Source organism: Pseudomonas sp. NPDC089752 (assembly GCF_044748725.1).
Taxonomy (GTDB): Bacteria; Pseudomonadota; Gammaproteobacteria; order Pseudomonadales; family Pseudomonadaceae; genus Aquipseudomonas.
The window spans coordinates 265,399-287,763 of the sequence record NZ_JBIVGP010000005.1; the positions used below are offsets into that span (position 1 = coordinate 265,399).

Genomic DNA, 22,365 nt, shown 5'->3' on the forward strand with positions numbered 1-22,365 from the left:
CTTTCCGATGTCGCTACGCGGTCTGTATGCAATCACCGACAGCCAGCTGCTCGCCGGCCGTTTCCTGTCCCATGTCGAGGCGGCACTGGAAGGCGGCGTGTGCCTGCTGCAGTACCGCGACAAAAGCGATGACGCCGCCCGCCGCCTGCGCGAAGCCGAAGCGCTGATGAAGCTCTGCGAGCGCTACAGCACCCAGCTGCTGATCAACGACGACGCCGAACTGGCCGCGCGCCTGGGCGTCGGCGTGCACCTGGGCCAGACCGACGGCCCGCTGACCCCGGCCCGCGCCCTGCTGGGCCGCCAGGCGATCATCGGCTCGACCTGCCACGCCAGCCTCGAACTGGCTGCGCAGGCTGCCAGCGAAGGCGCCAGCTACGTCGCCTTTGGCCGCTTCTTCAATTCCGTGACCAAGCCCGGTGCACCCGCTGCCAATGTCGAGCTGCTGGAACAGGCCCGCGCCCAGGTCAAGCTGCCGATCGCGGTGATCGGCGGCATCACCCTCGACAACGCCGCCCCGCTGGTCGCCCACGGCGCCGACCTGCTGGCGGTGATCCATGGCCTGTTCGGTGCCGACAGCGCGCAGGAAGTCACCCGCCGCGCACGCGCCTTCAACGCCCTGTTCGCTTCCTGATTTCGAGAGAAGATCCCATGTCCCGTTCCGAATCCCTGTTCGCCCAAGCCCAGAAGCACATCCCAGGTGGCGTCAACTCGCCGGTCCGTGCCTTCAAGAGCGTCGGTGGCACCCCGCTGTTCTTCAAACATGCCGAAGGCGCCTATGTGGTCGACGAAGACGACAAGCGCTACGTCGACTACGTGGGTTCCTGGGGCCCGATGATCCTCGGTCACGGCCACCCTGAAGTGCTCGACGCAGTGCGCAACCAGTTGCAGCACGGCCTGTCCTACGGCGCCCCGACCGCGATGGAAACCGAGATGGCCGACCTGGTCTGCTCGCTGGTGCCGTCGATGGAGATGGTGCGCATGGTCAGCTCCGGCACAGAAGCCACCATGAGCGCCATCCGCCTGGCCCGTGGCTACACCGGCCGCGACGCCATCATCAAGTTCGAAGGCTGCTACCACGGCCACTCCGACAGCCTGCTGGTCAAGGCCGGCTCCGGTCTGCTGACCCAGGGTGTACCGAGCTCGGCAGGCGTGCCGGCGGACTTCGCCAAACACACCCTGACCCTGCCATTCAACGACATCGCCGCGGTCGAGAAGACCCTGGCCGACGTCGGCCAGACCGTGGCCTGCATCATCGTCGAGCCCGTCGCTGGCAACATGAACTGCGTACCCCCTGCGCCAGGCTTCCTCGAAGGCCTGCGCGAGCAGTGCGACAAGCACGGCGTGGTGCTGATCTTCGACGAAGTGATGACCGGTTTCCGCGTTTCGCTCGGCGGCGCCCAGGGCCACTACGGCATCACCCCGGACCTGTCGACCTTCGGCAAGATCGTCGGCGGTGGCATGCCGGTCGGCTGCTTCGGCGGCAAGCGCGAAATCATGGGCTGCATCGCCCCGTTGGGCCCGGTGTACCAGGCCGGCACCCTGTCGGGTAACCCGCTGGCCATGGCCGCTGGCCTGACCACCCTGAAGCTGATCAGCCGCCCGGGCTTCCACGCCGAGCTGACCGATTTCACCAGCCGCATGCTCGACGGCCTGCAGCAGCGTGCCGATGCCGCTGGCGTGCCGTTCGTCACCACGCAGGCCGGTGCCATGTTCGGCCTCTACTTCAGCGGCGCCGACGACATCGTCACCTTCGAGGACGTGATGGCCAGCGATGCCGAGCGCTTCAAGCGCTTCTTCCACCTGATGCTCGACGGTGGCGTGTATCTGGCCCCGAGCGCGTTCGAGGCGGGCTTCACCTCTATCGCCCATGGTGAGAAAGAGCTGCAGATCACGCTGGATGCGGCTGAGCGGGCGTTTGCGGCGCTGAAGTAAGCGATAAACTGCGCTGGCCCCATCGCGGATGAATCCGCTCCTACACCGATCGTAGGAGCGGATTCATCCGCGATGGGGCCGGTGCAGACAATTAAAGTCAGTAACTTTCCCCACCCGCACAGAAATTCGAGTAAAACTTTGTAAGGTTGGCGCTGCTTATCCCATAATGTGCCACCAGAGACATTGGCCGTAGTTCCGCAGAGGTAAGTCGATCCCCATGAACCGCACCGGCCGCGCCCTGACCCTGGGCTGCCTGTTGCTTCTTCAGCCCCTGCTGGCACTGGCGGAGGGCGGTAACTCGTTGCTGATTCCGGCAACGGGGCGCTGCACGTTCGATGTCCAGCCGCAGGACCTGGAAAACGCACTGAAGGCTTGCGAGCAGACGGCGACGAGCGGGGACGCCCAGGCGCAGTATGAACTGGGTGAGTACTACTACACGCAAACGCCGAAAGACCTGAAAAAGGCCCTGGACTGGTTCGGCAAAGCCTCGCTGCAAGGCCATGCCGACGCCCAGTATCGCCTTGGCGCCATGTTCTTCCATGGCGAAGGGGTCAAGGCCAACAATGTACAGGCCTATATCCTGCTGAAGATGGCCGCGGTCAACGGCGCCGAAGACGCACTGGACATGGCCGACGAAGTGACCGAGCAGATGCCACGCGACGAACTGGAACACGCCACCCAGGTGCTCGGCCAGATCTTCCGCAAGTACCTGCTGGAGCTGCAGAACGCCGAAGGGCGCTCGCCCTTCTCGCCCCTGCCCTGATTCGCCTTACTTCTCCGGCATCGGCATGGGGAATGGCATCACATTGCCGCTCACCTTCGCCTCGCTGATCTTGGCCGTGCCCAGGCGCTCCACCTCGTCGATACGCACGATCGAGTGCATCGGCACAAAGCTGCGGATCACACCCTCGAACTGGTTCTTGAGTTTCTCTTCGCTCGGGTCGACGACGATCTGCGCACGCTCGCCGAAAACGAATTCCTCGATTTCCAGAAAACCCCACAGGTCGCTCTGGAAAATCTGTTTGGCATACATCTCGAAGACCTGCCCCTGGTTGAGGAAGATCACTTTGTAGATGGCGGGTTCGCGTTTGCTCATGTTTGGCGGGTTAACACATGCGTAAGAAAAGGCGCGCATCATAACAGTGCCCGCAGGCACTCCATACCCTTGATCGTTTCAGTGCTTTCGCCCCTGCCCTTCAAGGGTTATTCTTGAGTTCACCCTTATTGCCGTCGAGCGGCTAAAAACGACCTTGAACGCACCCATACAACCTCATCGTTTCATCCTCGAACCCTTCGAGGCCCACCGTTTCGCCAACCTGTGCGGCCAGTTCGACGAGCACCTGCGCCTGATCGAACAACGCCTGGCCATCGAGATCCGCAACCGCGGCAATCAATTCGAGCTGATCGGCGAACCCAAGACCACCTCCGCTGCCGAGCAACTGCTGCGCCGCCTCTACCGCGAGGCCAAGGCCACCGAGCTGTCGCCGGAGACCGTGCACCTGTACCTGCAGGAGTCGACCGTCGAGACCCTCGACAACCCGGCGGTCAACGAGGTCAGCGTCTCGTTGCGCACGCGCAAGGGCAACATTCGCCCGCGCGGCGTCAATCAGCAGCGCTACGTGAAGGAAATCCTGGCCAACGACATCAACTTCGGGGTTGGCCCGGCCGGTACCGGCAAGACCTACCTGGCCGTGGCCTGCGCCGTGGATGCCCTGGAGCGCGAACAAGTGCGCCGCATCCTGCTGGTGCGCCCGGCAGTCGAGGCCGGCGAAAAGCTCGGCTTCCTGCCCGGCGACCTGGCCCAGAAGATCGACCCGTACCTGCGCCCGCTGTACGACGCCCTGTACGAAATGCTCGGCTTCGAGCACGTGGCCAAGCTGATCGAGCGCCAAGTGATCGAAATCGCCCCGCTGGCCTACATGCGTGGCCGCACCCTGAACAACAGCTTCATCATCCTCGACGAGAGCCAGAACACCACGCTCGAACAGATGAAGATGTTCCTCACCCGCATCGGCTTCGGCTCGACTGCGGTGATCACCGGTGACATCACCCAGGTCGACCTGCCACGCGGCACCAAGTCGGGCCTGACCCACGTGATCGAGGTGCTCAAGGACGTTCCGGGGATCAGCTTTACCCACTTCCAACCCAAAGATGTGGTTCGTCACCCACTGGTGCAGCGTATCGTCGAAGCCTACGACCGCTTCGAAGCTCGCCAGGCCAAGCCCGAGGCAGCTAGCAAAGATGCTTGAACTTGACCTGCAACGGGCCACGGACGCCGCCGCCCCTGACGATGCCGCCTTCCATCGCTGGTGCGAGCTGGCCTTGCGCCAGCGCACAGCCGACTCGGAAATGACCATCCGCCTGGTGGATGAAGCTGAAGGCCGCGAGCTGAACCACACCTACCGGCACAAGGACTACGCGACCAATGTGCTGTCGTTCCCGGCCGACGTACCCGACGAACTGCTCGACATCCCGCTGCTTGGCGACCTGGTGATCTGCGTGCCGGTGGTCGAGCGCGAGGCTGCCGAACAGGGCAAATCGCTCGAAGCACACTGGGCGCACCTGGTCATCCACGGCTGCCTGCACCTGCTCGGCTACGACCACATCGAAGACGATGAGGCCGAGGAGATGGAAGCACTGGAACGGGATTTGCTGGCAGAACTGGGTCACCCCGACCCGTATGCCGATGATGAAAACGAACCTCTCACACACTGATACACGAAGGATCACGAGAACCGCCATGAGCGAAGATCGATCGAGCAACGGGCAAAAGTCCTGGCTGGGTAAACTGACCCAGGCTTTTGCCCATGAGCCGAAAAACCGCCAGGAGCTCCTTGAGCTACTGCGCGAAGCCCATCAGAACAAGCTGCTCGACAGCGAAGCGCTGACCATCGTCGAAGGCGCCATCCAGGTCGCCGACCTGCAGGTGCGCGACATCATGGTCCCGCGCTCGCAGATGATCAGCATCAAGGCCACCCAGTCACCCCGCGAGTTCCTGCCGGCCATCATCGAAGCCGCGCACTCGCGCTACCCGGTGATCGGCGAAAGCCATGACGATGTGCTCGGGATCCTGCTGGCCAAGGACCTGCTGCCGCTGATCCTCAAGGAGAACGGCGACAGCTTCAACATCAAGGACCTGCTGCGCCCGGCCACCTTCGTGCCGGAGTCCAAGCGCCTGAACGTTTTGCTCCGCGAGTTCCGCGCCAACCACAACCACATGGCCATCGTCATCGACGAGTACGGCGGCGTGGCGGGCCTGGTGACCATCGAGGACGTGCTCGAACAGATCGTCGGCGACATCGAAGACGAGCATGACGTCGAGGAGGACAGCTACATCAAGCCATTGCCCAGCGGCGATTTCCTGGTCAAGGCACTGACGCCGATCGACAACTTCAACGAGTTCTTCGACAGCGAGTTCTCGGACGATGAGTTCGATACCGTAGGCGGCCTGGTGATGAGCGCCTTCGGCCACCTGCCCAAGCGCAACGAAACCACTGAGATCGGTGCCTACAAGTTCCGTATTCTCAACGCCGACAGCCGGCGGATACACTTGCTGCGCCTGACCCCGATCAGCCGTTAAGGACGAACATGCGTTGGATCACCCGCCCCGGCTGGCCCGGTAATCTGCTGGCCTTGGCGGCCGGCGCCTCGACCCTTCTGGCCCTGGCGCCATTCGACATCTGGCCGCTGGCCTTGCTGTCGATCGCCGTGCTCTACCTCGGCTTGCGCGAGCTTACCCCGCGCCAGGCCATGTGGCGCGGCTGGTGCTTCGGTTTCGGCCTGTACGGCGCCGGCACCTGGTGGATCTACGTCAGCATGAACACCTACGGCGGCGCATCGCCGCTGCTGGCGATCGTACTGCTGCTGGCATTCTTCGCTGCCCTTGCCTGGTTCTTCGCCTTGCCCACCTGGCTGTGGGCGCGCTGGCTGCGGCGCAATGAAGCGCCACTGGCCGACGCGTTGTGCTTTGCCGCGCTGTGGCTTCTACAGGAAGCCTTCCGTGGCTGGTTCCTGACCGGTTTCCCATGGCTGTATGCCGGTTACAGTCAGCTGGACGGCCCACTGGCCGGCCTGGCCCCCCTGGGCGGCGTGTGGCTGATTTCCTTTGCTTTGGCGTTGAGCGCCGCGTTGCTGTGCAACCTTCACCGGCTGCGCGCACGCCCGTCGTTCCTCGCCATTGGCGCCCTGCTGCTGGTGGCCCCGTGGGTGGTCGGCATGGCCCTCAAAGACCACGCCTGGACCAAGCCGGCTGGCGAGCCGCTCAAGGTCGCGGCCCTGCAGGGCAATGTCGAGCAGGAGCTGAAGTGGGACCCGGCGCACATCGATGCGCAACTGGCGCTGTACCGCGACATGAGCTTCAGCTCCAAGCCGGTGGATCTGCTGATCTGGCCAGAAACTGCAGTGCCGATTCTCAAGGACCAGGCCCAGGGCTACATCGACGTGATGGGCCGTTTTGCCGCCGAGCGGCATTCGGCGCTGATCACCGGCGTACCGGTGCGCGAGGTGGTGCAGCAACAGCGCCGTTACTACAACGGCGTGACCGTCACCGGCGAAGGCGATGGCACCTACCTCAAGCAGAAGCTGGTGCCCTTCGGCGAATACGTGCCGTTGCAGGACATGCTGCGTGGCCTGATCGAGTTCTTCAATCTCCCGATGTCGGACTTCGCCCGCGGCCCTGAAGACCAGCCACTGCTGCAGGCCAAGGGTTACCAGATCGCCCCGTATATCTGCTACGAAGTGGTCTACCCCGAGTTCGCCGCTGGCCTCGCGGCACGCAGCGACCTGCTGCTGACGATCAGCAACGATACCTGGTTCGGTACTTCGATCGGGCCGCTGCAACACCTGCAGATGGCGCAGATGCGCGCACTGGAAGCCGGCCGCTGGATGATCCGCGCCACCAACAACGGCGTGACCGCGCTGATCGACCCGTTTGGCCGGATTACCGCCGAGGTGCCGCAGTTCCAGCGTGCGGTGCTGTATGGCGAAGTGGTGCCGATGCAGCAGTTGACGCCGTATTTGCAGTGGCGGTCGTGGCCGCTGGCGATTGTCTGTGTACTGTTGTTTGGGTGGGCGCTGGCGGCTGGGCGGATTGCCAAGACTGTTTGATGTGGGCTTACCGGCCTCTTCGCGGGGCAAGCCCGCTCCCACAAAGTCCGCACCGCAGCAAAATCTGTGGGAGCGGGCTTGCCCCGCGAAGAGGCCAGTGCTGACAGCCAATCATTCAGTAGAACACCCGATACCCCAACAACCCCACCGCTTCATTGAGCAACTGCCCGCTCTGCCACATCGCCCGGCTTTCGGGCAGCAACCCGGCAAACGGCCGGGCATGGTCACGCCCGAGGAACCCCACCGGCGCCGGCACCACCTCGAACCCCGCCTGCTCGAAACTCCAGCGCGAGCGCTGCATGTGCCAGGCCTGAGTCACCACCACCACCCGGCGAATCCCCAACGGCTGCAGCACCTGAGCAGTAAGCTGAGCATTTTCCCAGGTAGTGCGGCTGGCGCCTTCTTGCCACTTCACCTCGACAGCAAAGTCCTCGCGCAGGCGGTCGGCCATCAACCGCGCCTCGCTCGGCGGCGTGCCGTAGTGCAAGCCACCGCTGGTCAGCACCGGCAAGCCCGAAGCCTTGGCCAGCCGCGCGGCAAAGCGCATGCGCTCCAGGGCGGTTGCGGCAGGCTGATCCTCACCCCCCCAGGACGGGTCACCGCGCTCGCGCCCCGCGCCCAACACGACGATGGCATCCGCCCTGCCGGCCAGGCCCGCCCATTGGCTGACGGCCAGGGGCGGCTCGGTTTCCAGCAACCGTGCGCCGTGCTGCACCACCAGCGGCAGGCTCATCAGCCACAAGCCGCCCAATCCCAGCGCGAAACACACCGCCGCCAGCCGTGGGCGTCGCTTGCGCAGCCACCAGGCCGCGAGCAACAGCAGAAACAGGACGCCCGGCGGCATCAACCATTGTTTGATAAAGAATCGAAGCGGCATCGGCCACACCTCCTTGGCAGGCGTGCAGCCTAAGAGGATCGGCACCGGTCAACAAGTGTGCAGCCGGCGCCGATCTTGAGAAGTGAGAATTTGTGTGTTGAAGAACCGGCGCGCGATGGCCTGCGCCCGGCGGCCTGAACGGCTAGCGATATGGCAGCGTCCTGGATCTCGCCGTCGTGGCGGGGCGTTTCTTGTCCTTGAGCCAGATGATCTTGGCCGATGTCGGTTCCGCTTGTGGGTATGTACCGGCACAGGCATTGCGGCGTTCCGGGAGGGTATCCAGGTAAGCCTTTATCACTTCGAACTCTGCGTGGCTCAGGCCGCGCAACTCCAGCTCGGCTGGCATCTCGTCGCGCAATCGCACCGAGGTTCTGGCGACTTCCAGTGCCAGGCCAAGACGGTCGATCAGGCGTTCGTAAAGCTCCGGTTTGCTTGCGGGTAGCTGCGTCTCTCCCATCCGTTCACCTCATTGAAGATAAAGATTATCTCCCCCCACACCTGAGCTTAGCGGCGCTATGAAAAGCAGCCGGATGCAGCGACCAGCGGGCATTCGCAATCAGGGTTTCCCACGATGCGCGGCGCTGCTGTATGCTACGACGTTCACGCTCACGACACCGGAGTGCCGGACGCAGCGAGGTTCCGCTGCCTGGAACAAGGTCTCTTCTCTCTCAGCCAAAAGTAGCCATGCACGAACAATACACGCCCCGTGATATCGAAGCCGCCGCCCAGAACTTCTGGGACGAGCAACAATCGTTCGCTGTTACCGAACAGCCAGGCAAAGACACCTACTATTGCCTATCGATGTTCCCGTACCCGAGCGGCAAGCTACACATGGGCCACGTGCGCAACTACACCATCGGTGACGTGATTGCCCGCTACCAGCGCATGCTGGGCAAGAACGTCCTGCAGCCGATGGGCTGGGACGCTTTCGGCATGCCCGCGGAAAACGCGGCGATGAAAAACAACGTCGCCCCGGCCAAGTGGACCTACGAAAACATCGACTACATGAAGACCCAGCTCAAGAGCCTGGGCCTGGCCATCGACTGGGCACGTGAAGTCACCACCTGCAAGCCCGACTATTACCGTTGGGAGCAGTGGCTGTTCACCCGCCTGTTCGAAAAAGGCATCATCTACCGCAAGAACGGGACCGTGAACTGGGACCCGGCCGACCAGACCGTGCTCGCCAACGAGCAGGTCATCGACGGCCGCGGCTGGCGTTCCGGCGCGCTGATCGAGAAGCGCGAAATCCCGATGTACTACTTCCGCATCACCGATTACGCCGACGAGCTGCTGGAAAGCCTCGACGAGCTGCCGGGCTGGCCTGAGCAGGTCAAGACCATGCAGCGCAACTGGATCGGCAAGTCGCGCGGCATGGAAGTGCAGTTCCCGTTCGATCAGGCGAGCATTGGCCACGAAGGCACCCTGAAGGTCTTCACCACCCGTCCGGACACCCTGATGGGCGCGACCTACGTCGCCGTCGCCGCCGAGCACCCGCTGGCCACCCAGGCCGCCCAGGGCAACCCGGCGCTGCAGGCGTTCATCGACGAATGCAAGAGCGGCAGCGTCGCCGAAGCCGACATGGCCACCCAGGAAAAGAAGGGCATGGCCACTTCCCTGCAGGTGCTGCACCCGCTGACCGGCGAGAAGCTGCCGGTGTGGGTCGCCAACTACGTATTGATGCACTACGGCGACGGCGCGGTGATGGCCGTGCCAGCCCACGACGAGCGCGACTTCGAATTCGCCCACAAGTACGACCTGCCGGTAAAAGCCGTGGTGCGCACCAGCGCGGGCGATGAAGTCGGCAGCGAGTGGCAGGCCGCCTATGGCGAGCATGGCCAGCTGATCAACTCCGGCGAGTTCGACGGCCTGGACTTCGCCGGCGCCTTCGACGCCATCGAAGCCGCCCTGATCCGCAAGGAGCTGGGCAAATCGCGCACGCAGTTCCGCCTGCGCGACTGGGGCATCAGCCGCCAGCGCTACTGGGGCTGCCCGATCCCTATCATCCACTGCCCGTCCTGCGGCGACGTACCGGTGCCTGAAGACCAGCTGCCGGTCACCCTGCCCGAGAACGTGGTGCCGGACGGCGCCGGCTCGCCACTGGCACGCATGCCCGAGTTCTATGAGTGCACCTGCCCGAAATGCGGCACTGCGGCCAAGCGTGAAACCGACACCATGGACACCTTCGTCGAGTCGTCCTGGTACTTCGCCCGCTACGCCTCGCCGAACTACGACAAAGGCCTGGTCGACCCGAAAGCGGCCAACCACTGGCTGCCGGTCGATCAGTACATTGGCGGTATCGAACACGCGATCCTGCACCTGCTGTACGCGCGCTTCTTCCACAAGCTGATGCGCGACGAAGGCCTGGTCACCTCCAACGAGCCGTTCAAGAACCTGCTGACCCAAGGCATGGTGGTCGCCGAGACCTATTACCGCGTTGCCAGCAATGGTGGCAAGGACTGGTTCAACCCGGCCGACGTCGAAATCGAGCGTGATGCCAAGGCCAAGATCATTGGCGCGCGCCTGAAGACCGACGGCCTGCCGGTGGAAATCGGCGGCACCGAGAAGATGTCGAAGTCGAAGAACAACGGCGTCGATCCGCAATCGATGATCGAAGCCTACGGCGCCGACACCTGCCGCCTGTTCATGATGTTCGCCTCGCCGCCCGACATGAGCCTGGAATGGTCCGACTCCGGCGTCGAAGGTGCCAGCCGCTTCCTGCGCCGGGTCTGGCGCCTGGCTCAGGGCCACGTCAGCCAAGGCTTGCCGGGTAAACTGGACATCGCCGCGCTGAGCGACGAGCAGAAGGTCATCCGCCGCGCGATTCATGCCGCGATCAAGCAGGCCAGCACCGATGTCGGCCAGTACCACAAGTTCAACACCGCCATCGCCCAGGTGATGACCGTGATGAACGTGCTGGAAAAAGCCCCGCAGGCCACCGAGCAAGACCGTGCCCTGCTGCAGGAAGGCCTGGAGGCCGTTACCCTGCTGCTGGCGCCGATCACCCCGCACATCAGCCATGAGCTGTGGCAGCGACTGGGCCACGCCGAGTCGGTGATCGATGCCGCCTGGCCAAGCGTCGACGAGCAAGCGCTGGTGCAGGACACCATTACCCTGGTGGTGCAGGTCAACGGTAAACTGCGTGGCCAGGTCGAGATGCCCGCCGCTGCCAGCCGCGAGGAAGTCGAAGCCGCCGCCCGCAGCAACGAAAATGTCCTGCGCTTCATCGATGGCCTGACTATCCGCAAGGTCATCGTGGTACCGGGCAAGCTGGTCAACATCGTCGCCAACTGATGGCAACGCCCACCTGCAGCCAGTGCGGGTGGGCGGTATCGGCCCACAAGGGAGCAACAACATGATCAAACGCAATCTGCTGGTAATGGGCCTGGCCGTCATGCTCAGCGCCTGCGGTTTCCAGCTGCGCGGCACCGGCACCAACGAACTGAGCGTCAAGGAAATGGACGTCGGCGCACGCAACGCCTACGGCCAGACCGTGGTCCAACTGCGCCAGGCACTGGAGCGTAGCGGTGTCAACGTACACACCGGCGCCCCCTACCGCCTGGAGCTGACCAACGAGCAGGAAGGCCAGCGCTCGGCCAGCTACAGCGGCGGCAGCCGTACCGCCGAATACGAACTCACCACCACCCTCAACTACAGCATCCTGGGCCTGAACAACCTGGAGCTGCTGAGCGACAAGGTTCAAGTGCGCAAGATCTACGTGCGCGACGGTGGCAACGTCACCGGCTCCGACCAGGAAGCCACCCAGGCCCGCGTGGAAATGCGCCGCGAGCTGGTGCAGTCGATGATGGCACGCCTGCAGAACCTGACCCCGGCGCAGCTCGACGAGCTGCAGCGCAAGGCCGACGAACGCGCCAAGGCCGAAGCCGACGCGCTGGAAGCCGCGCGCCGTCAGCAGGCGGAAACGCCGCAGCAGTCGCCGTTGGAAATCCCGGGCAACTGAGCCCACGCGGGGCACTCCGGTGCCCCGCCCGTTTCCCATGAAACTCGCCCCCGCCCAGCTCAACAAGCACCTGCAAGGCGCCTTGGCCCCGGTCTACGTGGTCAGCGGCGACGACCCTCTGCTGTGCCAGGAAGCCGCCGACGCCATCCGCACCATGGCCCGTCAGCAAGGTTTCGACGAGCGCCAGGTGTTCAGCGCCGACGCCAACTTCGACTGGGGCACTCTGCTCCAGGCCGGTGCCAGCCTGTCGTTGTTCGCCCAGCGCCGCCTGCTGGAATTGCGCCTGCCGTCCGGCAAACCCGGTGACAAGGGCGCCGCGGCCCTGATCGAATACTGCGCCAGGCCCGCCGAAGACACCCTGCTGCTGATCAGCCTGCCCAAGCTCGACGGCAGCGCGCAGAAGACCAAATGGGGCAAGGCCTTGATCGAAGGCGCCCATTGCCAGTTCATCCAGATCTGGCCGGTGGATGCCCACCAGCTACCGCAATGGATCAACCAGCGATTGTCCCAGGCGGGGCTTTCGGCCCAGCGCGACGCGGTCGACCTCATTGCGGCACGGGTCGAAGGCAACCTGCTGGCCGCCGCGCAGGAAATCGAAAAGCTCAAGCTGTTGGCTGAAGGCAATCAGATTACCGTCGAAACGGTGCAATCGGCCGTGGCCGACAGCGCGCGCTTCGATGTCTTCGGCCTGGTCGATGCCATCCTCAACGGCGAAGCCGCGCATGCCCTGCGCATGCTTGAAGGCTTGCGCGGTGAAGGCGTGGAACCACCGGTGATTCTCTGGGCGCTGGCCCGTGAACTGCGCCTGTTGGCGGGGCTTGCCCAGCAGTTCAGCCAGGGTGTGCCGCTGGACAAGGCTTTCAGCCAGGCGCGCCCACCGGTGTGGGACAAGCGCCGGCCTTTGGTCAGCAAAGCCCTGCAGCGCCTCTCGGCGCAGCGCTGGGCGCAGCTGCTGCAGGATGCTCAGCGCATCGACGCGCAGATCAAAGGCCAGGCCGAGGGTTCGCCGTGGACTGGGCTTTCGCGCCTGTCGCTGCTGATGGCCGGGCAGAGATTGAGTCTTCCTCCAGAATAAACTCCGTTCGCGAGGGCTCGCACGATCCCTGTAGGAGCGGATTTATCCGCGAAGCAGGCGCTGCGGTGCATGGCACCGGCTTCGCCGGTGTTCGCGGGACAAGCCCGCTCCCACAGGCATCCTGGTTGCACACAAGCCAGGGGCCATACACACAATCAATTGGCCCTACACTCCCTACAGGCCTAAAGTCCGCCCGCAATCCACCCCAACCGGGAACCTCGCCATGAGCAAAAAGCCGAAGAAACACGGCCCGAACAAGGCCAGATCCATCGTCGCCCAGCCCCTGTTCCGCTGCCGCCAGGAACAACCGGAGAAGGGCAAAGGCAGCTACCGCCGCGAAGCCTTCCAATCGAGAGATTGGGAGGCTTCTTACTTTTTGGCCGCATGAAAGCATCGCAAGCGCAGGCATGGTATGGTCGGCACCTGACCTGAAATTCTGGATCTGTGCATGCCCTTGAGTCTTCTCCCCCGTTGGAAATCCCGCCAGTTACTCGCGGCCTCCAGCTTCATCCTGCTCGTCGCCTGCGCGGAAAAACCCACCGCCGCCGACGCCCTGCCGCTGGCCCCTGCCCAGCCCGCGCCGGCAGTCACCCTGCCCAGCGCCACGCCCGACGTCAGTATGGAAATTCAACCACTGCAAACCTTTGCCCAGTGGCAAGCCGGTTTCCGCGAGCAAGCGCTGCAAGCCGGTATTTCGGCCAGCACCTTCGACCGTGCATTCCTCGGCGTCACGCCAGACATGGACGTGATCAAGGCCGATCGCAGCCAGCCTGAATTCACCCGCCCGGTGTGGGAATACCTCGAAGGCGCGTTGTCGCCACTGCGCGTGCGCAACGGCAAGAAACTGCTGGAGCAGAATGCCGAGTTGCTGACCCGCCTGGAGCAGCGCTATGGCGTTGATCGTCAGGTGCTGGTGTCGGTATGGGGCATGGAGAGCAACTTCGGCCAGTTCCAGGGCAGCAAGTCGGTGATCCGCTCGCTGGCCACCCTGGCCTACGAAGGCCGCCGCCCGCAGTTCGCCCAGGACCAGCTGATTGCCGCCCTGCAGATCATTCAGCACGGCGATATCCAGCCTGAAGCCATGCGTGGCTCGTGGGCCGGCGCCATGGGCCAGACCCAGTTCATCCCAACCACCTACAACACCCACGCGGTGGACTTCGACGGCGACGGCCGCCGGGATATCTGGAACAGCACGCCGGATGCCCTGGCCTCGACCGCGCACTACCTGCAAAGCTCCGGCTGGAAGCGTGGCCAACCTTGGGGCTTCGAGGTGCAGGTGCCGGCAGGCTTCGACTACTGGCTGGCCGATGGCGCACAGCGCAAGCCAGTCAGCGAATGGCTGCAGCTGGGCGTGAAGCTGCCTGCAGGCACCCAACTGCCCGCCAACAGCAACCAGCTGTCCGCCGCCCTGCTGCTGCCGGCCGGTGCTCGTGGGCCGGCGTTCCTGGTGCTGGACAACTTCCGTGCGATTCTCAAGTACAACAATTCATCGTCCTATGCGCTGGCGGTGAGCCTGCTGGGGGATCGCTTCTCGGGTTGGGGCTTCATTGCTGGCAGCTGGCCGAAGGAAGATCTGCCCCTGAGCCGCAGCGAGCGCATGGAGCTGCAGAATTTGCTCAATGCCAGCGGGCATGAGGCGGGTAATCCGGATGGCATCATCGGGGCCAATACCCGCAAGGCTATTCGCAACGCCCAGCAGGCGCTGGGGTGGCCGGCGGATGGGTACCCGACGCATAAGCTGCTCGATAGCCTGCGTTCGCGCTGAGGCAATGGGGGCCGCTTTGCGGCCCATTCGCGGGGCAAGCCCGCTCCCACAAGTACAGCGCAAGCCTCGGCGTCTGTGGGAGCGGGCTTGCCCCGCGAATGGGCTGCGCAGCAGCCCCAACCACCTTAAGCCTTGAACAAATCCTGCGCCAACACCAGGCGCTGCTGCTCGCTGTCCAGCACCACCTCAGCCCCCAGCGGCAAGCACACATTCGGATCACAATGCCCACTGCGCCACCCGGCCAACACCGGCACACCCAACGGCGCAAAAATGTCCTGCAGCAACGGCGTCAGCGCCGCCAAGGTAATCCCGGCAAAATCCCCCACCAACACCCCCTTCACGCCCTCCAGCTTGCCGGCCAGGCGCAATTGGGTCAGCAACCGGTCCACCCGATACAACGGCTCATTGACGTCCTCGATGAACAGGATGCTGCCCTTCGTTTCGACCTCCGCCAGCGTGCCCAGGGTAGCGCCGAGTATCGACAGATTGCCGCCCAGCAAACGGCCGCGGGCAGAGCCCGACAGCACGGTGCTCAAGGGGATCTCGGCCGGGTGCAATATTTCGTCCCCCTCGCCCAGCGTGCCGCTCAATTGCGCCAGTAACGAAGACTCGGTAGGTGCACGCTTGGCGCCGAGCAGATCGGCATTGAGCATCGCCCCATGGAAGGTAATCAAGCCGGCATGGCGGTAAATCGCGTTGAGCAGCGCGGTAATGTCGCTATAGCCGATCAGCGGCTTGGGGTTACGCCGAATCAACTCGAAATCGAGCTGGTCGAGCAGGCGCATGCTGCCATAGCCGCCGCGCATGCACAGGATCGCGTCGATGGCGGGGTCGGCGAAGGCATCGTGCAGGTCCTGCAAGCGCTGCTGATCGGAACCTGCGAGGTAACCCTGAGCCTGCTCCACACCTGGATAAATACGGCAACGGTAACCCCGCTCGGCGAACCATTGCGTGGCTTTCTGTGTATCCAGCCGCGCCGGGCCCGCCGGCGCAACGATGGCGAAGCAGGCATTGCGCGGCAGCGCCTTAGGCAAACGGGATTCGTAGGTGTCAGCACAATTCATTGCAGCTCCTTTAAAACAAAAATGCCGATGCCGCCCTTCGGCGCGCATCGGCATTGATGGCTCACAGCAGAATCAGAGCTTGATCTTGGCTTCGTGCGCCTGCTGGTCAGCATGGTAGGACGAGCGCACCAGCGGGCCGGATGCGACATTCTTGAAGCCCATCTTGTAGCCTTCTTCGGCGAACCAGGCGAAGGTGTCCGGGTGCACGAATCGCTGCACCGGCAAGTGGCTGCGCGAAGGCTGCAGGTACTGGCCGAGGGTCAGCATGTCGATGTCATGCTCGCGCATGCGGTGCATCACTTCGATCACTTCTTCGTCGGTTTCGCCCAGGCCCAGCATCAAGCCCGACTTGGTCGGCACATGCGGGACCATCTGCTTGAACTTCTGCAGCAGGTCCAGCGACCAGTCGTAGTCCGAACCCGGACGCGCGGCCTTGTACAGACGCGGTACGGTTTCGAGGTTGTGGTTGAACACATCCGGCGGCTCTTGCGCGGTGATCTCCAGGGCCACGTCCATACGGCCGCGGTAGTCCGGCACCAGGGTTTCCAGCTGCACGCCCGGCGACAGCTTGCGGATCTCGCGGATGCAGTCGGCGAAGTGCTGGGCACCGCCGTCACGCAGGTCGTCGCGGTCCACCGAGGTGATCACCACGTACTTCAGGCGCAGGTCGGCGATGGCCACGGCCAGGTTCATCGGCTCGTCGACATCCAGCGGCTTCGGCCGGCCGTGGCCGACGTCGCAGAACGGGCAGCGACGGGTGCAGATGTCGCCCATGATCATGAAGGTCGCGGTGCCGCCGGAGAAGCACTCGCCCAGGTTCGGGCAAGAGGCTTCTTCGCACACGCTGTGCAGCTTGTGCTTGCGCAGCAGCTGCTTGATGCGGTCTACCTCGGGGGAAACCGGGATACGCACGCGGATCCAGTCAGGCTTCTTCGGCAGCTCGTCGGTGGGGATGATCTTCACCGGGATGCGCGCGACCTTGTCGGCGCCACGCAGTTTAACGCCAGCTTCCACCTTCTTCGGCGCGGGGCGCGGGGTGACATCCTGGGTTGCTATCAGGTTCGGCACGGCTTCTTGCACAGTTGTCATATTCAGTCGATTCCGCCCGTCAGGGTCGTCTGCTCAGCATAGTCGAGGTGCTTGACCAGCTGTCCGCGCAGCCTTGTCCTGACCTCAATGAGTTCGATCGGGCCTGCCAGGTCACGCAGCTGGGTCATGGCCAGCCCCGCATACCCGCAGGGGTTGATTCGGCGGAATGGCGCAAGGTCCATGTCCACGTTCAGAGCAAGGCCGTGAAAGGAACGGCCGTTGCGGATTCGCAGGCCGAGGGAGGCGATTTTCGCTCCATCGACATAGACACCCGGCGCATCGGGCTTGGCCGTGGCCGTGACGCCGTAGCTGGCGAGCAGCTCGATCAGCGTCTGCTCGATGCGGCTGACCAGCTCGCGCACGCCAAAGCCCAGGCGGCGCACGTCCAGCAGCAGATAGGCCACCAGTTGCCCGGGGCCGTGGTAGGTTACCTGGCCGCCACGGTCGGTCTGCACCACCGGGATGTCGCCCGGCACCAGCAGGTGCTCGGCCTTGCCGGCCTGGCCCTGGGTGAAGACCGCGGGGTGCTCGACCAGCCAGATTTCGTCCTGGCTGTCCGGGCTACGCTGCTCGGTGAAGCGACGCATGGCTTGCAGCACCGGTTCATAGGGCTGCAGGCCAAGATCGCGAACACCGAGACAAAGGGGCATCACAGCACCATTTTCACGATGCCGGTGGCACGCAGGGCACTGTTGATGTCGTGCAGCTGGTTCTCGCTTTCGGCAACGATGTGCAATTGCACCGTGGTGTACTTGCCTTCCTTGCTCTGGCGCTCGGCCAGGGTGGAAAGGTCGACCTTGGCGTGCTTGCTCAGGACTTCGATCACCATGTCCTTGAAGCCGACAACGGTATCGCCGATGACCTTGATCGGGTAATCGGCGCAGGGGAATTCGATTTTGTGCGACTTGACGTCAGGTTCGCTCATGGCGGAAACGGCCTCGTAAGCCGTGGCAACAACAACGCCCCCGCAGAGTCGACGGGGGCGTGGCAGGTCACGTTATCAGTTGAACAACCCGTAGAAGAATAGACGGATGCTATCCCACATACGACGGATGAAACCACCTTCCTCGACGCCGTCGAGGGCGATCAGGTCGGCGCTGTGAACCACGTTCTCGTCCAGTTTGACTTCCACTTTACCGATCACGTCACCTTTGGCGATCGGTGCGGTGATCTGCGGGTTCATGGTCATCGAAGCCTGCAGGCGCTTCAATTGGCCTTTAGGCATAGTCATGGTCAGGTCGTCGGCCAGGCCAGCCTTGACGATGCTGGTGGCGCCTTTCCAGACCGGCGCCTGGGCCAGCTCGGTGCCCTTCTGGTAGAAGGTCTGGGTTTCGAAGAAGCGGAAGCCGTAGGTCAGCAGCTTCTGGGTTTCGGCGGCGCGCGATTGCTCGCTGTTGGTGCCGAACACCACGGCGATCAGGCGCTGGCCGTCACGCACTGCCGAAGCCACCATGCAGTAGCCGGCTTCTTCGGTGTGGCCGGTTTTCAGGCCATCGACGGTCTTGTCACGCCACAGCAGCAGGTTGCGGTTCGGCTGTTTGATGTTGTTCCAGAAGAACTCTTTCTGCGAGTAGATCGCGTAGTGCGCCGGGTCGACGTTGATGATCGCACGGGCCAGCAGGGCCATGTCGTGCGCCGACGAGTAGTGATCCGGATTTGGCAGGCCAGTCGGGTTCATGAAGTGGCTGTTGGCCATACCCAGGTCGGCGGCGGTCTTGTTCATCATGTCGGCAAAGGCGTCTTCGCTGCCGGCGATGTGTTCGGACAGGGCGACCGAGGCATCGTTGCCCGACTGGATGATGATGCCGTGCAGCAGGTCGCTGACGGTCACCTGGCTGCCCACCTTGATGAACATGCGCGAACCGCCGGTACGCCAGGCGTTTTCACTGACGGTGACCGGGTCGTTTTCGCCGATCTGGCCACGACGGATGTCCAGGGTGGCGATGTAGGCGGTCATCAGCTTGGTCAGGCTGGCTGGCGGCAGACGCTCGTCACCGTTGTTCTCGACCAGCACGTTGCCGCTGGACGCGTCCATGAGTACGTAGGACTTGGCTGCCAGTTGTGGGGGTGCCGGCATCATCTGCTCTGCCGCGAAGGCGACAGGCGTGATCAGCAGCAGTACGGGCAGGCAAAGTCGTTTGGCAAGGTTGGTGATGTTCATCCGTCTCTCGAAAATCGCTAATGGTCTGAGATGTTCCCTGGGCCACATCGTGTGCCCAGCGCCAGTCAGTCTAGTTTTGTGGCCATAGGCCTGGCCCACTGAAGTGCGGCGTTATGTCGCTGCGGGCAAAAGCGGACATTGTACATGCCCGCGCCCGGCAATTCATGACAAAACCGACAGGTCAGTCCGCTGTGACCAGCTTGGCCTGCCCAAGGTTCGCCAGGCGAATGCTGTCCTGCGCCTGCTGGATCTCGCCCTGGTTGTTGAACGGCCCCAGGCGCACGCGGTGCAGGGTTTGCTGGTTACGCACGATGGAGCTGATGAACACCGGCGCGCTGACCATGGTGCTCAACTTCGAACGCAGCAGCTCGGCGGCGTCCGGGTTGGCGAAGGCGCCGACCTGAAGCACGTTGCCGCCGTTGCCGGCCGGCACGCTGTTGCCGCCCACCTGCACCGGCACCACCGGTGCCGCGTGCTGCTGCGGCGGCGGGGTCCATTGCTCGACGCGCCCGGTAGTGGCGGCAATCGCCTGGGGTTGGGCGGACTGCGGCTCCTTGAGCATCAAAGGCGGCTGCTGGCCCTTCTGCGCCCACCACTGCTGCGGGTCGATACCTTCGACGCGCACGTGCGCGGTGCCGCTCTCGGCATAGCCGAGTTTTTTCGCCGCGGCGTAGGACAGGTCGATGATGCGGTCGGAATAAAACGGGCCACGGTCATTGACCCGCAGGATCACGCTGCGGCCGTTGGCCAGGTTGGTCACCCGCACGTAGGCCGGCAGCGGCAAGGTCTTGTGCGCCGCGCTCATGCCGTACAGGTCGTAGAGCTCGCCGTTGGCGGTGTTCTGCCCGTGGAACTTGGTGCCGTACCACGATGCGGTGCCTTCGGCGCGGTAGTTGCGCGAGTCCTGCATCGGGTAGTAGGTCTTGCCCAGCACCGTGTATGGGTTGGCCTTGTAGTTGCCGGTGTGCACGGTCGGTGTGGCGTCGGGGATCTTGTTGACGTCCACGTCCCACCACGGCGCACCGTCCTTGTGCGCCCGGTTGATGTCCAGGCCAGGCTGGGCGCGAACGGTGTTGCCGCTGCTTTGCGTGGAGGTCGGGCGGCTGGAGGAGCAGCTGACCAGCAACATGCCGACGGTCATGCAGGTCAGCAGCTTGAAGGTATTGGCAGAGAAAATTGCGCGCATTACTTGACGCCCCGTGCTTGGACCAGCTGTTCCGCAAGCTGATGCACCGCCATGGCATACATCACACTGCGGTTGTAGCGAGTGATCGCGTAGAAGTTCTTCAGGCCCATCCAGTATTCGGGGCCGTTCTCGCCTTCAAGGCGGAAGGCGGTAACCGGCAGATCATCGCGCAGCGCATCATGGCCCGACCAGCCCAGCGCTCGCAACTCCCCGACGGTTTTGACCGGCTCGATACCGCTGGTCAGGCCCTCATCGGCCCGTGCCCCGGCAACCTGGGCGCGGCTGACCACGCCCTCGCCTGCCACCCAGCCATGGCGCTGGAAGTAACTGGCGACGCTGCCGATGGCATCGTCCGGGTTGTTCCAGATATTGATGTGGCCGTCGCCGTCGAAGTCCACCGCGTAATGGCGGAAACTGCTCGGCATGAACTGTGGCAGCCCCATGGCACCGGCGTAGGAACCCTTGAGGGTCAGCGGGTCGAGTTGTTCGTCACGCGCCAGCAACAGGTATTCGCGCAGCTCCTTGCGGAAGAATTCGGCGCGCGGCGGGTAATCGAAGCCCAGGGTCGACAGCGCATCGATCACCCGGTAGTTGCCGGTGTTGCGGCCAAAGAAAGTTTCCACGCCAATGATCGACACGATGTATTGCGCGGGCACGCCGTATTGCTGCTCGGCACGGGCCAGTACCGCTTCGTGCTGGCGCCAGAAGTCCACACCACGGGCGATGCGCGCGTCGGTGATGAACATCGGCCGGTAATCCTTCCACGGCTTGACCCGCTCGGCCGGCCGCGAAATGGCGTCGAGAATCGACTGCTTGCGCTGCACCTCACGGAACACGCCCATCAGCTGTTCGCTGGCAAAGCCGTAGTCGCGACTCATCTGGCCGACGAACTCGGCCACCTGGGGCGAGCTGTCGTAATCCCCGGCGTGTGCCTGCGTGGCAGCGCCGAACAGGCTCACCGCACCGATCCACGGCGCACAACGGGCAGCCCAGTTACGCACTGCTTGCATGAAATTCTTCACCTTATTCAAACCTGTGCGATCCATTTGCGGTGCGTGTGGATCGACATCAAAACGCCAAACGCTGACAGCAGCGTCACCAACGAAGTTCCGCCATAACTAATGAAGGGCAGCGGCACGCCCACAACGGGCAGAAGGCCACTGACCATACCGATATTGACGAACACATATACAAAGAATGTCATGGTCAGGCTGCCCGCCAGCAGCTTCCCGAACAGGGTCTGCGCCTGCGCTGTGATCATCAGGCCTCGGCCGATCAGCAGCAGGTAGACGATCAGCAGCAGGCAGATGCCGACCAGGCCGAATTCCTCGCCAAGTACGGCGATGATGAAGTCGGTGTGACTTTCCGGGAGGAAGTCCAGGTGCGACTGGGTGCCCAGCAGCCAGCCCTTGCCAAATACCCCGCCGGAGCCGATCGCCGCCTTGGACTGGATGATGTTCCAGCCGGTGCCCAGCGGGTCGCTTTCCGGGTCGAGGAAGGTCAGCACGCGCTGCTTCTGGTAGTCGTGCATGACGAAGAACCACATCGCCACCGCCACCGGCACCGCCGCCGTCAGCACGCTGAGAATCCAGCGCCAGCGCAGCCCGCCCATGAACAGCACGAAGGCGCCGGAGGCCAGGATCAGCAACGCCGTCCCCAGGTCCGGCTGGCGGACGATGAGGATGAACGGCACGCCGATCAGCACCAGGCTGATCGCCACGTGCTTGAGCTGCGGCGGCAAGGTGCGCTTGGACAGGTACCAGGCGATGGTCGCCGGCATGATGATCTTCATGAATTCCGAGGGCTGGAAGCGGATTACCCCCGGGATGTTGATCCAGCGCGTGGCACCCATGGCGTTGTGGCCCATGACGTCCACCACCACCAGCAGCAACACCCCGGTCAGGTAGGCCAGCGGCACCCAGCGGGCCATGAAGCGCGGTTCGAGCTGGGCGATGACGAACATCGATACCAGGCCGATGCCGAACGAGGTGGCCTGCTTGAGCAGCAGGTCCCAGTTCTTGCCGCTGGCCGAATAGAGTACGAACAGGCTGCCGGCCGCGAGGGTCAGCAGAATGACCAGCAAGGGGCCGTCGATGTGGATGCGCTGCAGAAAGCTGGCGCGTCGACGCATCACGTCCTCGCTGGAGAGCAT

Annotated in this window: 23 protein-coding genes; 12 read left to right on the plus strand and 11 right to left on the minus strand. The window is 63.7% G+C overall.

Annotated features, from left to right (window positions below; genetic code table 11):
- Positions 1–7: 7 nt before the first annotated feature.
- The 3 genes from thiE to ACIPZF_RS10580 all read left to right on the plus strand — a co-directional run bounded on the left by thiE (position 8) and on the right by ACIPZF_RS10580 (position 2,695).
- A complete protein-coding gene (thiE, locus tag ACIPZF_RS10570) occupies positions 8–631 on the plus strand; it encodes a thiamine phosphate synthase (protein WP_400798630.1) in 624 nt (207 codons plus the stop codon).
- Between the two features lie 17 nt (positions 632–648).
- Positions 649–1,932 carry a glutamate-1-semialdehyde 2,1-aminomutase gene (gene hemL, locus ACIPZF_RS10575; protein ID WP_400798637.1) on the plus strand — a complete coding sequence of 428 codons (1,284 nt, stop codon included), beginning with the start codon at positions 649–651 and terminating at the stop codon, positions 1,930–1,932.
- A 217-nt stretch (positions 1,933–2,149) separates the two neighbouring features.
- Positions 2,150–2,695, plus strand: a complete 546-nt coding sequence (locus ACIPZF_RS10580; protein WP_400798639.1) for a tetratricopeptide repeat protein — start codon at positions 2,150–2,152, stop codon at positions 2,693–2,695.
- 6 nt (positions 2,696–2,701) lie between these two features.
- Here the strand turns inward: ACIPZF_RS10580 and ACIPZF_RS10585 are convergent, their stop codons facing one another.
- Positions 2,702–3,028: a DUF1820 family protein gene (locus ACIPZF_RS10585; protein ID WP_400798642.1), complete on the minus strand. Its 327-nt coding sequence runs from the start codon at positions 3,026–3,028 to the stop codon at positions 2,702–2,704.
- 154 nt (positions 3,029–3,182) lie between these two features.
- Between ACIPZF_RS10585 and ACIPZF_RS10590 the strand changes: the two genes are divergently transcribed.
- Genes ACIPZF_RS10590 through lnt form a run of 4 tightly spaced genes read left to right on the plus strand, consistent with a single transcriptional unit; the run spans position 3,183 to position 7,038 of the window.
- Positions 3,183–4,181 (plus strand): PhoH family protein, encoded by a 999-nt coding sequence (locus ACIPZF_RS10590; protein WP_400798645.1) that lies wholly within the window; start codon positions 3,183–3,185, stop codon positions 4,179–4,181.
- Positions 4,174–4,647 (plus strand): rRNA maturation RNase YbeY, encoded by a 474-nt coding sequence (gene ybeY / locus ACIPZF_RS10595; protein WP_400798647.1) that lies wholly within the window; start codon positions 4,174–4,176, stop codon positions 4,645–4,647. Before ACIPZF_RS10590 ends, ybeY begins: the two co-directional genes overlap by 8 nt.
- A 25-nt stretch (positions 4,648–4,672) precedes the next feature.
- On the plus strand, positions 4,673–5,512 hold the full coding sequence (locus ACIPZF_RS10600) for an HlyC/CorC family transporter (protein ID WP_400798650.1): 840 nt from the start codon (positions 4,673–4,675) through the stop codon (positions 5,510–5,512).
- Between the two features lie 8 nt (positions 5,513–5,520).
- Positions 5,521–7,038: an apolipoprotein N-acyltransferase gene (lnt, locus tag ACIPZF_RS10605; RefSeq protein ID WP_400798652.1), complete on the plus strand. Its 1,518-nt coding sequence runs from the start codon at positions 5,521–5,523 to the stop codon at positions 7,036–7,038.
- Positions 7,039–7,153: 115 nt separating this feature from the next.
- On the opposite strand, the gene ACIPZF_RS10610 is transcribed toward lnt, so the two are convergent.
- Positions 7,154–7,915, minus strand: a complete 762-nt coding sequence (locus ACIPZF_RS10610) for a YdcF family protein (RefSeq protein WP_400798655.1) — start codon at positions 7,913–7,915, stop codon at positions 7,154–7,156.
- Between the two features lie 142 nt (positions 7,916–8,057).
- A complete protein-coding gene (locus tag ACIPZF_RS10615; protein ID WP_400798658.1) occupies positions 8,058–8,372 on the minus strand; it encodes a hypothetical protein in 315 nt (104 codons plus the stop codon).
- 227 nt (positions 8,373–8,599) lie between these two features.
- On the opposite strand from ACIPZF_RS10615, the gene leuS reads away from it, so the two are divergent.
- From leuS to ACIPZF_RS10640, 5 genes are all read left to right on the plus strand, one after another.
- Positions 8,600–11,206 carry a leucine--tRNA ligase gene (gene leuS, locus ACIPZF_RS10620; RefSeq protein ID WP_400798661.1) on the plus strand — a complete coding sequence of 869 codons (2,607 nt, stop codon included), beginning with the start codon at positions 8,600–8,602 and terminating at the stop codon, positions 11,204–11,206.
- A 61-nt stretch (positions 11,207–11,267) separates the two neighbouring features.
- Positions 11,268–11,873: an LPS assembly lipoprotein LptE gene (gene lptE / locus ACIPZF_RS10625; RefSeq protein ID WP_400798663.1), complete on the plus strand. Its 606-nt coding sequence runs from the start codon at positions 11,268–11,270 to the stop codon at positions 11,871–11,873.
- Between the two features lie 37 nt (positions 11,874–11,910).
- The gene (gene holA, locus ACIPZF_RS10630; protein WP_400798666.1) at positions 11,911–12,948 is read left to right on the plus strand and encodes a DNA polymerase III subunit delta; all 1,038 of its coding nucleotides are present in this window, start codon (positions 11,911–11,913) and stop codon (positions 12,946–12,948) included.
- Between the two features lie 223 nt (positions 12,949–13,171).
- A complete protein-coding gene (gene arfA / locus ACIPZF_RS10635; protein ID WP_400798669.1) occupies positions 13,172–13,336 on the plus strand; it encodes an alternative ribosome rescue factor ArfA in 165 nt (54 codons plus the stop codon).
- Positions 13,337–13,396: 60 nt separating this feature from the next.
- Positions 13,397–14,713, plus strand: a complete 1,317-nt coding sequence (locus tag ACIPZF_RS10640) for a lytic murein transglycosylase (protein WP_400798672.1) — start codon at positions 13,397–13,399, stop codon at positions 14,711–14,713.
- Positions 14,714–14,838: 125 nt separating this feature from the next.
- Here the strand turns inward: ACIPZF_RS10640 and ACIPZF_RS10645 are convergent, their stop codons facing one another.
- The 8 genes from ACIPZF_RS10645 to rodA all read right to left on the minus strand — a co-directional run bounded on the left by ACIPZF_RS10645 (position 14,839) and on the right by rodA (position 22,344).
- On the minus strand, positions 14,839–15,777 hold the full coding sequence (locus ACIPZF_RS10645) for an LD-carboxypeptidase (protein ID WP_400798675.1): 939 nt from the start codon (positions 15,775–15,777) through the stop codon (positions 14,839–14,841).
- 72 nt (positions 15,778–15,849) lie between these two features.
- Positions 15,850–16,866, minus strand: coding sequence for a lipoyl synthase (gene lipA / locus ACIPZF_RS10650; RefSeq protein WP_400798678.1), 1,017 nt, complete (start codon positions 16,864–16,866; stop codon positions 15,850–15,852).
- A gap of 2 nt (positions 16,867–16,868) precedes the next feature.
- The gene (lipB, locus tag ACIPZF_RS10655) at positions 16,869–17,516 is read right to left on the minus strand and encodes a lipoyl(octanoyl) transferase LipB (RefSeq protein WP_400798680.1); all 648 of its coding nucleotides are present in this window, start codon (positions 17,514–17,516) and stop codon (positions 16,869–16,871) included.
- Entirely contained in the window at positions 17,516–17,791 is a 276-nt protein-coding gene (locus ACIPZF_RS10660) for a DUF493 domain-containing protein (RefSeq protein ID WP_008100495.1), read from the minus strand. The genes lipB and ACIPZF_RS10660 overlap by 1 nt, the downstream gene beginning before the upstream one ends.
- Positions 17,792–17,866: 75 nt before the next feature.
- On the minus strand, positions 17,867–19,027 hold the full coding sequence (locus tag ACIPZF_RS10665) for a D-alanyl-D-alanine carboxypeptidase family protein (RefSeq protein ID WP_400798683.1): 1,161 nt from the start codon (positions 19,025–19,027) through the stop codon (positions 17,867–17,869).
- 181 nt (positions 19,028–19,208) lie between these two features.
- Complete coding sequence (locus ACIPZF_RS10670; protein WP_400798685.1) at positions 19,209–20,213, minus strand: septal ring lytic transglycosylase RlpA family protein; 1,005 nt, start codon at positions 20,211–20,213, stop codon at positions 19,209–19,211.
- Positions 20,213–21,223: a lytic murein transglycosylase B gene (gene mltB, locus ACIPZF_RS10675; protein WP_400798687.1), complete on the minus strand. Its 1,011-nt coding sequence runs from the start codon at positions 21,221–21,223 to the stop codon at positions 20,213–20,215. The genes ACIPZF_RS10670 and mltB overlap by 1 nt, the downstream gene beginning before the upstream one ends.
- Positions 21,224–21,240: 17 nt before the next feature.
- Complete coding sequence (gene rodA / locus ACIPZF_RS10680) at positions 21,241–22,344, minus strand: rod shape-determining protein RodA (protein WP_400798923.1); 1,104 nt, start codon at positions 22,342–22,344, stop codon at positions 21,241–21,243.
- Positions 22,345–22,365: the final 21 nt, after the last annotated feature.